The 11,427-nt window shown below is 64.3% G+C and carries 13 protein-coding genes; 7 read left to right on the top strand and 6 right to left on the bottom strand.

From position 1 onward, the window contains the following. Positions 1-150: 150 nt before the first annotated feature. From P6U25_RS29350 to P6U25_RS29335, 4 genes are read left to right on the top strand one after another with little or no spacing between them, the layout of a single operon-like run. Entirely contained in the window at positions 151-792 is a 642-nt protein-coding gene (locus tag P6U25_RS29350; protein ID WP_407148237.1) for a DUF1285 domain-containing protein, read from the top strand. A 32-nt stretch (positions 793-824) separates the two neighbouring features. Then, a complete protein-coding gene (locus P6U25_RS29345; RefSeq protein ID WP_407152647.1) occupies positions 825-1,460 on the top strand; it encodes a CoA pyrophosphatase in 636 nt (211 codons plus the stop codon). Then, on the top strand, positions 1,457-1,720 hold the full coding sequence (locus P6U25_RS29340; protein ID WP_407148236.1) for a DUF6111 family protein: 264 nt from the start codon (positions 1,457-1,459) through the stop codon (positions 1,718-1,720). The genes P6U25_RS29345 and P6U25_RS29340 overlap by 4 nt, the downstream gene beginning before the upstream one ends. Next, positions 1,717-2,973, top strand: a complete 1,257-nt coding sequence (locus P6U25_RS29335) for a CCA tRNA nucleotidyltransferase (protein ID WP_407148235.1) — start codon at positions 1,717-1,719, stop codon at positions 2,971-2,973. Before P6U25_RS29340 ends, P6U25_RS29335 begins: the two co-directional genes overlap by 4 nt. 54 nt (positions 2,974-3,027) lie before the next feature. On the opposite strand, the gene P6U25_RS29330 is transcribed toward P6U25_RS29335, so the two are convergent. The 5 genes from P6U25_RS29330 to P6U25_RS29310 all read right to left on the bottom strand — a co-directional run bounded on the left by P6U25_RS29330 (position 3,028) and on the right by P6U25_RS29310 (position 6,251). Further along, complete coding sequence (locus P6U25_RS29330) at positions 3,028-3,768, bottom strand: HAD family hydrolase (protein ID WP_407148234.1); 741 nt, start codon at positions 3,766-3,768, stop codon at positions 3,028-3,030. Then, positions 3,759-4,655, bottom strand: a complete 897-nt coding sequence (hemF, locus tag P6U25_RS29325) for an oxygen-dependent coproporphyrinogen oxidase (protein ID WP_407148233.1) — start codon at positions 4,653-4,655, stop codon at positions 3,759-3,761. Before hemF ends, P6U25_RS29330 begins: the two co-directional genes overlap by 10 nt. Positions 4,656-4,657: 2 nt before the next feature. Next, the gene (locus tag P6U25_RS29320) at positions 4,658-5,023 is read right to left on the bottom strand and encodes a 6-pyruvoyl trahydropterin synthase family protein (protein WP_407152646.1); all 366 of its coding nucleotides are present in this window, start codon (positions 5,021-5,023) and stop codon (positions 4,658-4,660) included. Positions 5,024-5,150: 127 nt separating this feature from the next. Beyond that, positions 5,151-5,783 (bottom strand): 7-carboxy-7-deazaguanine synthase, encoded by a 633-nt coding sequence (gene queE, locus P6U25_RS29315; RefSeq protein ID WP_407148232.1) that lies wholly within the window; start codon positions 5,781-5,783, stop codon positions 5,151-5,153. A gap of 12 nt (positions 5,784-5,795) precedes the next feature. Beyond that, the gene (locus P6U25_RS29310) at positions 5,796-6,251 is read right to left on the bottom strand and encodes a tRNA (cytidine(34)-2'-O)-methyltransferase (RefSeq protein ID WP_407148231.1); all 456 of its coding nucleotides are present in this window, start codon (positions 6,249-6,251) and stop codon (positions 5,796-5,798) included. 275 nt (positions 6,252-6,526) lie between these two features. Between P6U25_RS29310 and petA the strand changes: the two genes are divergently transcribed. From petA to P6U25_RS29295, 3 genes are all read left to right on the top strand, one after another. Continuing rightward, positions 6,527-7,057, top strand: a complete 531-nt coding sequence (gene petA, locus P6U25_RS29305; protein ID WP_407148230.1) for a ubiquinol-cytochrome c reductase iron-sulfur subunit — start codon at positions 6,527-6,529, stop codon at positions 7,055-7,057. 72 nt (positions 7,058-7,129) lie between these two features. Continuing rightward, complete coding sequence (locus tag P6U25_RS29300; RefSeq protein ID WP_407148229.1) at positions 7,130-9,199, top strand: cytochrome c1; 2,070 nt, start codon at positions 7,130-7,132, stop codon at positions 9,197-9,199. Positions 9,200-9,444: 245 nt separating this feature from the next. After that, a complete protein-coding gene (locus P6U25_RS29295; RefSeq protein WP_407148228.1) occupies positions 9,445-10,119 on the top strand; it encodes a dienelactone hydrolase family protein in 675 nt (224 codons plus the stop codon). A 149-nt stretch (positions 10,120-10,268) separates the two neighbouring features. Here the strand turns inward: P6U25_RS29295 and P6U25_RS29290 are convergent, their stop codons facing one another. Beyond that, the gene (locus P6U25_RS29290) at positions 10,269-11,267 is read right to left on the bottom strand and encodes a VOC family protein (RefSeq protein WP_407148227.1); all 999 of its coding nucleotides are present in this window, start codon (positions 11,265-11,267) and stop codon (positions 10,269-10,271) included. Positions 11,268-11,427: the final 160 nt, after the last annotated feature.

Genomic DNA, 11,427 nt, shown 5'->3' with positions numbered 1-11,427 from the left:
CATGTATTCGTTGAATTAAACTATCCCCACCTTATCGGTATTTCAGGGTATGAACGGCATCACGATGTGGCGAGAACGGCATCCCGACCACATCTCAAGACACGTGCACCAATCGTGCCAGATTGAAGGTAGGATTTTTTAAGGCAAACAATGGCGAAGCAAGGGCAGACCGATCGGGATCGTGAAGCCACGGGCCTCGAAAGCAAGGGTCTCGAAGGCCTCACCGCTGCGGTCAATCAAGCTACGACATCGGCTCCGCCGGGGCGCAAGGGACTACCCCCGGTGCATCTGTGGAATCCTCCATTTTGCGGCGATCTCGACATGCGGATCGCCAGTGACGGCACCTGGTTCTACATGGGAACGCCGATCGGCCGTCCGGCGCTGGTGCGGCTGTTCTCCACGATCCTGAAACGCGAGGACGGCAAGCACTTTCTCGTGACACCTGTGGAGAAAGTCGGCATCCGCGTCGATGATGCACCGTTTCTCGCCGTCGAAATGCAAAAGCAGCAAGACAACCGCGGCCGACTGCTCAGGTTCCGTACCAATGTCGACGATTGGGTCGATTGCGAGAAGGGCCATGGCCTGCGCTTCGAGGTCGCCGCGGATGGCGGGCTGACGCCCTATCTGCATGTCCGCGCCGATCTCTGGGCCAAGGTCACGCGCGCGCTCTATTACGATCTTGTTGACATGGGCGAGGAGCGGATGATCGATGGTCGCCAAATGTTCGGCGTCGAGTCCGGGGGCGAGTTCTTCGCGATGGCGGATGCGAAGCAGGTGAGGGACGCACTTTGAATGAGCCGTTGCTGAAGGCGGGGCCGGCGACGATCAGTTCGACGGAATTCTTTGCGCGGGCGCGCGCGCGGCTCACTTTCGATGTGCCGCCGGGCCTGGTCGATCCGCATATCATTCCGCGCACCGGAGATTCCGGCAACGATCGCATGCTCGAGATCGTCGCGAAGGAGCAGCCGGTGCGGCCGGCTGCCGTGCTGATCCCGGTGGTCGATCGTCCCGAACCGACCGTGTTGTTGACACAGCGCTCGCCCCATCTGTCGAGCCACGCCGGCCAGATTTCGTTTCCCGGCGGCAAGATCGACGCCACCGACGCCTCGCCGCTCGATGCGGCGCTGCGCGAGGCCTGCGAGGAGGTCGGGCTCAAGCGCGACTTCATCGATCCGGTCGGCTATCTTGACCTTTACGGCACCGCATTCGGCTTCCGCATCCTGCCGACGGTCGCCAAGGTGCAGCCGGGGTTTGCGCTCGAGATCAACGAGGCCGAGGTCGTCGACGCCTTCGAGGTGCCGCTCGCCTTCCTGATGAATCCGGAGAATCATCAGATCCACACCAAGGAATTCCGCGGCATGGATCGCTCCTATTACGCGATGCCGTTCGCCGAACGCTACATCTGGGGCGCGACCGCGGGCATCTTACGCGTGCTGTACGAGCGGATTTACCTGTCATGATACGCACGGTGTTGACCGAGATCGGAATCTTCCTGATCCCGTTCGCGGTCTATGCCGGCTTCCTGATCGCGACGCGCGCCGGCGTGGCGCTGCCGGCTTCGTGGCCGCTCGACATGCTGGCCAAGCTGACGCTCGCGGCGCTGCTGCTCGTCATCGTCAGCTTCGTCCTGCTCGCCGAGTACACCGGCGCGCCGCCGAACTCGACCTACGTGCCCGCCCATATCGAGAACGGCAGGCTGGTGCCCGGAGCTGAGAAATGAGCGAGGTGCGCCTGTTGTCCGACGCGCCATGGCTGGCCTCCGGTCCGGCCGCACGCGTGCTCGACCTGCTCAATGCCGACGGCGAGGAGGCGCGCGTGATCGGCGGCGCCGTCCGTAACGCGTTGATGGGAATTCCGCTCGGCGACATCGATATCGCCACCACCGCCCTGCCCAACGAGGTGGTTCGGCGCGCCAAGCAGGCCGGCATCAAGAGCGTGCCGACCGGCATCGAGCACGGCACGGTCACTCTGGTGATCGAGGGCCATCCGTTCGAGGTGACGACGCTGCGCGAGGATACCGAAACCTACGGCCGCAAGGCCAAGGTGACGTTCGGCCGCGACTGGGTGCGGGATGCCGAGCGACGTGACTTCACCATCAACGGCCTATCGGTCGATGCTGAGGGCGTCGTGCACGATCACGTCGGTGGCCTCGCCGACATCGAGGCGAGGCGCGTGCGCTTCATCGGCGATCCCGCGCAGCGGATCGCGGAGGATTATCTGCGCATCCTGCGCTTCTTCCGCTTCCACGCCGCCTATGGCGCCGGCGAGGTCGATCGCACCGGCTATCTCGCCTGCATCGGGGGGCGCGGCGGGCTTGGCGGGCTCTCGGCGGAGCGCATCCGCATGGAGATGCTCAAGCTCGTGGTGGCGTACGGTGCCGCCGCCGCGGTCGTCGCGATGGCGGACGGCGGCCTGCTGCTGCCGCTGTTTGGCGGCGTCGCTTATACCGGGCCGTTCGCGGCGATGATCGAGATCGAGAAGCTGATGGGCTTGGCGCCAAGCGCGGTGCGCCGTCTCGCCGCGCTGACGGTTGCCGTGACCGAGGACGCGCGTCGCATCGCGAGCAGGCTGCGGCTCTCCAATGCCGAAGCCAAGGCGCTCGACTCGATGGGGCATCGCTGGTGGCGGTTACCCGGCATGGACGAGGCGCATGCAAAGCGCCGGCTCTATCGGCTCGACGAGCAGCCTTATCGCGACCGGCTCCTGCTCGCCTGGGCGCGGACCGGCGCGGGCCGGAATGTCGACCAGTGGCGCGCGCTTGCGACGCTGCCGCAGCGCTGGCGCGCGCCTCACTTTCCGCTGAGAGCGTCGGATTTCATTGCGCGCGGGATTGCCGAGGGACCGGCATTGGGACATGTCCTGACCCTGGCCGAGGATGCCTGGCTGGCGGCGGATTTCCCGCTGGATCCGCAAGTGTTGTCTGATATCGCCGACCAGACCGTATCCCGCTTCACGCGCGACCATCGGCTGTGAATTTTGTCCGGCTTCGCCGACGCAAAGCGGGTGCGCAGAGCAACCGGCGAGGCGCTATTTGTGGGCCGCGGGTACCAGTTCGGTCAGCGAGCGGATGATGCGGTCGGGCTTGACCGTCGATCCCGGCGGCAGGCCGTCGCCATGCACGTCCATCCAGATCGCATAGATGCCGAGCCGTTGCGGCGCCACGACCTCCCACTCCAAATTGTCGCCGATCATCCAGGTGTCCGGTGCGGTGACGCCCAGCGCCTGCATTGCGTGCAGATAGGCGCGCTCCTCCGGCTTGCCGAAACCATGCTCGCCCTCGATCTGTATGTGGTCGAAGCGATGGCCCAGCGCGAAGCGCTCGACCTTGGCGCGCTGCATGTCGGCGGCGCCATTGGTGACCAGCGCGAGCTTGATGCCGAGCGCCTTCAGCGCGTCGATCGCTTCGTGCGCGCCGGGGAAGACGAACATTTCTTCCTCGCGAAGCGTGGTGAAGCGATCGGCGATGCGGTTCGCGAGATCGTCCGACAGCGCGCGGTGTCCGGCCGCCGCCAGCGCCGCGAAACCGCCCTTCACGGTCAGCCGGCGCGCTTCGGCGAGCCTGATCCGCCAGATCGGCTCGGCCTTCGACCAGAATTGCCGTGCGGACGCGAGAAGGGCGGTCGCGACCTGGTCCGGGGGCAGGGGAGCCAGTTCATCGGCGAATTCGGTGGCGATCTTGTTCCAGGCGATCTCGGGGCGGCCGTAGGCCGACAGGATGGTGTCATCCATGTCGATCAGCATCGCACGCGGCAGGCTCTTCACGGCCATTTCACCTCCGGCGGCAGCGACGACAGGATCGAATCCACGTTGCCGCCGGTCTTGAGGCCGAAGATGGTGCCGCGGTCGTAGAGCAGGTTGAATTCGACGTAGCGTCCGCGGCGGATCAATTGCTCGTCGCGATCCTCCGCGGTCCAGGCCGTCTCGAAATTGCGCCGCACCAGTTCGGGATAGATCTTCAGGAAGCTGCGCCCGACGTCCTGGGTGAAGACCAGATCGGCCTCCCAATCGCCGCTGTCGTGCCAGTCGTAGAAGATGCCGCCGATGCCGCGGGCTTCCTTGCGATGCGGCAGATAGAAATACTCGTCGCACCATTTCTTGTACTTGTCGTAGTCGGCGACGCCGTTCGGACCGGAGCAGGCCGCCTTCATCGCGGCGTGGAAGGCGACCGTGTCCGGGTCGTCCTGGGTACGGCGCCGGTTCAGCACCGGCGTCAGGTCAGCGCCGCCGCCGAACCAGGCCTTGGTGGTGACGACGAAGCGGGTGTTCATGTGCGCGGCGGGCACGTTCGGATTGCGCAAGTGCGCGATCAGCGAAATGCCCGATGCCCAGAACCGCGGATCATCCGCGGCGCCGGGAATCTGCGCACGGAATTCGGGAGCGAACTCGCCATGCACCGTCGAGCAGTGCACGCCGACCTTCTCGAACAGCCGGCCCTTCATGATCGACATCACGCCGCCGCCGCCGGGCTTGCCGGTGTGATCGGTGCGGTCCCAGGGTGTGCGCACGAAGCGGCCCGCGCTGCCAGGATGGAGCGCGGAGGGGGCGTCGTCTTCGAGCCGCTCGAAGGCCGCGCAGATGTCGTTGCGCAACGCCTCGAACCAGTTGCGCGCACGGGCCTTGCGGCTCTCGATGATGGCGGGGTCAGTGGGCAGCATGACTAGTCCTGCGGGCCGTAATAGGTGCAGCTCTCGCCGCAGCTATCGCGGTGGACGCTGACGCGTGTCAGCTTTCCCGCATGCTGCAGCCGCTCCCAGATGAAGCGCGAGAGGTTCTCCAGCGTCGGCACTCCGATCGCCTCGATCCTGTTCAGGAATTTATGGTCGAGGGTCTTCTGCACTTCGGCCATGCTGCGTTCGAGCAGGCCGAGGTCGACCACCATCCCGGTCTTCGGATCCGGCGTGCCACGCACGGTGACTTCGGCGCGAAAGGAGTGACCATGAATCTCCTCGCTGGCGGCACCAAAGGTCGTTCCGGACAGCGCATGCGCAGCCTCGAAGCGGAACGCTTTCGTCAATTCCCACATCTCGTTCAACAATCCAGTTCTGTCAGTGTTCGAGCATGACCCGATTGAACCGGATCAAGCTCTTATTCTTATCTGGTCGCGTTATCTTGACGCGAACCGTATCCACTTCGCTCGAAAGCGCTCCAGTTCACCTGATGCCGATCGTCTTATGCGTCTGCACGCTGAGCCGCCATTGCGGGTGCTTCAGGCAATACTCGATCGCGCGCGCGGTGTTCTCGACCACGTCAGGTCCGTCCATCGGCTGCAGCGAGAAGCGCTCGAAGGAAAGGCCGGCGAAATCCTCCGGCCTGTTCTCCGACTGCGGATAGACCAGCTTGAGCTCGTGTCCCTTGCGCACCACGAGCTCGGAGCCGGCCTTGGGGCTGACGCAGATCCAGTCGAGTCCATCTGGCGGCGCGATGGTGCCGTTGGTCTCGATGGCAATCGCGAAGCCGCGGCCATGCAGCGCCTTGATCAGGGGCGTATCGACCTGCAGCAGCGGCTCCCCGCCGGTCAGCACCACGTAGCGGTCGGCGTCCCCGCCGGTCCATTGCGCAGCAACGGTGTCCGCGAGCTCCTGCGCAGTCGCATAGCGGCCCCCCAGAGTTCCATCGGTGCCGACAAAATCGGTGTCGCAGAACTTGCACACGGCGGCGGCGCGGTCCTGCTCGCGGCCGCTCCAGAGGTTGCAGCCGGCGAAGCGGCAGAACACGGAGGCCCGCCCCGCATGGGCGCCTTCGCCCTGCAGGGTCAGAAAGATCTCCTTGACCGCGTAGCTCACTAAACAAACCCTTTAAGTTGCCGCGCCGGTCTGGCGCAGCGCTTCTCCGACCGCCATGGCCGCTGTGACCGCCACGTTGAGCGAGCGCAAACTCGATTTGATCGGAATCACCAGCCGCGCATCGGCGGCGGCCACCACTGCATCGGTGACCCCTGCCGTTTCGCGTCCGAAGAGCAGGACATCGGAAGCGGCATACTCGAAATCAAGATAGGATTTCGCCGCCTTGGTGGTGAACAGGATCAGCCGACACCCTGCCTCGGTACGCCATTCCTCGAATTTTGACCATGAGTCGTGACGCTTCAACCTGACATGGTCGAGATAGTCCATGCCCGCCCGGCGGAAATGCCGGTCCGAGGTGTCGAAGCCCGCCGGTTCGATGATATGGGCAGCCACGTCCAGGCAGGCGCAGAGGCGCAGAATCGTCCCGGTATTCTGCGGGATATCGGGCTGGAACAGCGCGATCTGCATGATGCTGGCGACCTGTGACGTCCGGTGAAATTGTCTCAATAAAACATCGCTTGGCGCGGATTTCGTGCATTGCACGCTTGCGAGCCGATAGCGGGCTTGCGCTCGTCCGGCAAGGGTGCCAATAGAACGATTCTGGACTGCTGTTCCGCCGTTTGGGGTGCGGAAGGGCAGTTTTCTGCCGCCGCGGGGGCCGCGGGCGCCGGCAGCCTTTCCTGGGCGCGTTCTGTGTCTCCGGGGCGGTTCCACCGGCTGCGGATATGAAAGGGCTTGGAAACGTGACGACAGCGTCTTCGGCGGACCATCCGACACGCCGTGATTTCCTTTTTGTTGCAACCGGAGCTGCCGCCGCGGTCGGCGCAGTCGCCACCGTCTGGCCGCTGGTGGCCCAGATGAACCCGGATGCCGCCACGATCGCGGCCGGCGCGCCGATCGAGGTCGATCTGACGCCGATCGCCGAGGGCCAGGACATCAAAGTCTTCTGGCGCGGCAAGCCGATCTACATCAGCCATCGCACCAAGAAGCAGATCGAGGAGGCCCAGAACGTGGCGCTCTCGAGCCTGAAGGATCCGCAGGCCGATTCGGCGCGTGTCAAAGCGGGCCACGATCAGTGGTTGGTGGTGATCGGCATCTGCACCCATCTCGGTTGTATCCCGATCGCCCACGAGGGCAATTACGACGGCTTCTTCTGCCCGTGCCACGGCTCGCAGTACGATTCCTCCGGCCGCATCCGGCAGGGGCCCGCGCCCGCCAACCTGGCAGTGCCGCCCTATACCTTCGTTTCCGATACCAAAATCCAGATTGGCTAAGCCCCGGACCTCTCCGGACTTCGGCCTCGACTTGGACCCATCGCGTCGCTTTTCTTCCTCAGGATCGCATCAATGAGCGGACCATCCGATTATCAACCGACCAACCCCGCCTTGAAGTGGATCGAGCGGCGCCTTCCGATTATGGGCCTGGTCCACTCGTCCTTCGTGGCCTATCCGACGCCGCGCAACCTGAATTATTGGTGGACCTTCGGCGCCATTCTTTCGATGATGCTGGCGGTGCAGATCATCACCGGCGTGATCCTGGCAATGCACTACGCGCCGAACGCCGACCTCGCTTTCAAATCGGTTGAGCTGATCGTCCGCGACGTCAATTACGGCTGGCTGTTGCGCAACATGCACGCTGCCGGCGCGTCGATGTTCTTCTTTGCAGTCTACGTCCACATGTTCCGCGGCCTCTATTACGGGTCGTACAAGGAGCCGCGCGAGGTGCTGTGGATCCTCGGCGTCATCATCTACCTCTTAATGATGGCGACCGGCTTCATGGGCTACGTGCTACCGTGGGGCCAGATGAGCTTCTGGGGCGCCACCGTCATCACCAACCTGTTCTCCGCGATCCCCTATTTCGGCGAGAGCATCGTGACGCTGCTGTGGGGCGGCTATTCGGTCGGCAACCCGACGCTGAACCGCTTCTTCTCGCTGCATTACCTGTTGCCGTTCGTGATCGCCGGCGTGGTCGTGCTGCACGTCTGGGCGCTGCATGTCGCGGGCCAGAACAATCCGGCGGGCGTCGAGCCGAAGACCGAGAAGGACACCGTGCCGTTCACGCCGTATGCGACGATCAAGGACCTGTTCGGCGTGTCCTGCTTCCTGATCTTCTACGCCTGGTTCATCTTCTACATGCCGAACTATCTCGGCGACGCCGACAACTACATCCCGGCGAATCCGGGCGTGACGCCGGCGCACATCGTGCCTGAATGGTATTATCTGCCGTTCTACGCGATCCTGCGCTCGATCCCGAACAAGCTCGCCGGCGTCGTGGCGATGTTCTCGGCGATCATCATCCTGTGCTTCCTGCCCTGGCTCGACAGCGCGCGGACCCGCTCGTCGAAGTACCGCCCGCTGGCCAAGCAGTTCTTCTGGATCTTCGTGGTGGTGTGCATCGGGCTCGGCTATCTCGGCTCGCAGCCGCCGGAAGGCATCTACGTGATCGCCGGCCGCATTCTGACGGTCTGCTATTTCGCCTACTTCCTGATCGTGCTGCCGCTGCTCTCGCGGATCGAGACGCCGCGTCCGGTGCCGAACTCGATCGCCGACGACGTGCTGTCGCGGAGCCGGGGCAAGGCTCAGCCGATGGTCTCGACCGCGATCGCACTCATGGTCGCGGGCGGGCTCCTGGTCGGCGGCGTGCACAGCGCCAAGGCCGAGGGCAACGAGGCGCCTCCGGCCCAGAAGTGGTCGTTCTCCGGCCCCTTCGGCAAGTATGACCGCGGTTCGCTGCAGCGCGGCCTGAAGGTCTACAAGGAAGTTTGCTCGGCCTGTCACGCGCTGTCCTATGTCGCGTTCCGCAACCTCGCCGATCCCGGTGGCCCCGGCTACTCGACGGCGCAGGTGGCTGCGCTCGCGTCCGAGTACAAGATCAAGGACGGTCCGAACGATCAGGGCGAGATGTTCGAGCGTCCGGGCCGTGCGGCGGACTACTTCCCGTCGCCGTTCCCGAACGAGCAGGCGGCGCGTGCGGCCAATGGCGGCGCGGCTCCCCCGGATCTGTCGCTGATTGCGAAGGCACGCTCCTATGAGCGCGGCTTCCCGCAATTCGTGATCGACTTCTTCACCCAGTACCAGGAGCAGGGACCCGACTATGTCTCGGCGATCCTGCAGGGCTTCGAGGACAAGGTGCCGGCGGGTGTCACGATCCCGGAGGGCTCGTACTACAACAAGTACTTCCCCGGCCACGCGATCAAGATGCCGAAGCCGCTCTCGGACGGCCAGGTGACTTTCGACGATGGCTCGCCGGCGACCGTTGCGCAGTACGCCCACGACGTCACGACCTTCCTGATGTGGGCTGCCGAGCCGCACATGGAGGAGCGCAAGCGGATCGGCATGCAGGTCTTCGTGTTCCTGATCATCTTCGCCTTCCTGATGTACTTCACCAAGAAGCGGGTCTGGGCCAACGCGCACTGATGCGAGGTCTGCGCCATGAAATTGAAAAAGCCCCTACGGGGGCTTTTTTATTTGCTGAATTTGGTGGTCATTCCGGGATGCTGCGTGAGCACCTAATCCGGAATCTCGCGATTCTCAGGTGCGCAATTGCGCACCATAGTTCGCTTTAGCGAGTGCCCCGGAATGACGGCATGACCCGATTGCGTCCGCCACCGACTGCGGACAAAATGCCGGCCAATCGGCCGGCAACCATTGCGGAGGAACTCATGGGTACCAGCATCAGCTTCAAGCGCCCGGACGGCAAGGACGCGTCAGGCTATCTCGCCAACGCCGCGGGCGGCAACGCGCCGGGCGTGGTCGTGATCCAGGAATGGTGGGGCCTGTCGGATCAGATCAAGGGCCTGTGCGACCGCTTCGCGGCGGCCGGCTTCGATGCGCTGGCGCCCGATCTCTACAAGGGCAAGGTGGTGCCGTATCACGACACCGACGCGGCCGGCAAAGAGATGAATTCACTCGACTTCATGGATGCCACCACGCAGACGGTGCGCGGCGCCGCGCAGTATCTCGCCAAGAACGGCGCCAAGGTCGGGCTGACCGGCTTCTGCCTCGGCGGCGCGGTGACCATCATCGGCGCGGTGCATGTGCCGGAACTGACCGCGGGCGTCGTGTTCTACGGCATTCCGCCGGAGCAGGCTGCCAAGCCCGCCGATATTAGGATCCCGCTGCAGGCCCATTTCGCCAATAAGGACGATTGGTGCACGCCGGAGGCCGTCAACAATTTCGAGAAGGCGATGAAGGCTGCAGGCAAGTCGCTCGAGCTGTTCCGCTATGACGCCGAGCACGCCTTCGTCAACGAGCAGCGCCAATCCGTGCACGATCGCCACGCCGCCGAACTCGCCTGGGGCCGCGCCACGGATTTCTTCAAGAAGTATCTGGGGTAGGCGGGCAAGCCGCACATGCGATGTCGTCCCTGCGAAAAGCGGGGACCCATAACCACCGGATGCAGTTGATCTGGCGGGATGGCTGCCAGATTGCCCATTTCGGCGGCCACGGCGTATGGGTCCCTGCTTTCGCAGGGACGACGGACGATTCAGCTCCCTGCCTTCACACCGTCCCACCACGGGCACGTTCCCGACATCAGCTTGAAATTGCCTTCCATCACCTGCACGGGTGCGCGCCGGCCCTCGGCGGCGGCGCGCATGCGCATCTCGCGCGCGATCGCGCGGTCCTCGGGCGACAGCCAGACGCGCTCGTGGCCCCACAGGCTCGGGCCATCAAGCATCTCGATCGGCGTCCAGTTCGCTGGATCGATCTCGCGGCCGCCCCAGCCGCACTCCACCATGAAGGATGACGGCGACTTGGCGTAGAACGATGTCATCAGGTCGTTGGTGTGACGGCCCAGCGTGACGTTGACCCGGTCTTCCTTCAACGCGATGTCGTAGGCTTGGCCGACATCGTCGAGCGAGAACAGCTCCATCATCAGATGATGCATGCCGTTGGTGCCGGTCTCGATCAGCGCCAGAGAGTGGTGGCGCGGATTGACGTGGAAGAAATAGGCGCGGAACGGCTTCTCGATGTAGTCGCTGAGGCCGAAGCCAAGCACGTCGACATAGAAGGCCATGACGGGCGCAATGTGCTCGACCGTGAGCACGGCGTGGCCGAGTCCGAGCGGCCCGGTGCGGAAGCCGGAGATCGATCGTCCGGGCTTGAACGGCGTGTCGTCGATCTCGGCACCATGGAACGCTTCGAGGCGGTTGCCCGCGGGGTCGCGGAACGAGATCAGGCCGCGGACGCGCCGCGCATCGGCCAGCGATTGCGGTTCGGCGGTCACCGCAACGCCCACCCGCTCCAGCCGGGCCGTCAGCGCATCGAGCGCTATGGCATCCGCCACTTCCCAGCCGAAGAACCTTGTGCCTTCGGCTAGCGTGCGGTCGATCACGATGCGTTGTTTGCGATCGTCCATCCGGAAAGCGAGCAGCGAATTGCCGCGCTCGATCGCCTGCAGCCCGACCAGGCCGGTGCCGAACTGCCGCCAGTCGTCGAGTGCGTCGGAGCCGAAGCCGGCATATCCGAGACCCAAAATCGCCATCTGCGCGTCTCCGCCGGTGTCTGTTTTTTGGGCGGTCGATCGGCCGCCATTCGGCAAATCCTACGCGGATTTCCGCCCTTTCAAACCCCGAAAAGGCATCCCTGGGCCGGGGCAGGGGCCGTCGACCATCCCTTGACACGGCTCGCGCCGGATGGTGAGT

This window comes from Bradyrhizobium sp. ORS 86 (genome assembly GCF_045571475.1).
In the GTDB taxonomy this organism is placed as follows: domain Bacteria; phylum Pseudomonadota; class Alphaproteobacteria; order Rhizobiales; family Xanthobacteraceae; genus Bradyrhizobium.
The sequence above is the reverse complement of the archived record's forward strand: the minus strand, read 5'-3'. Positions and strand labels throughout refer to the sequence as shown.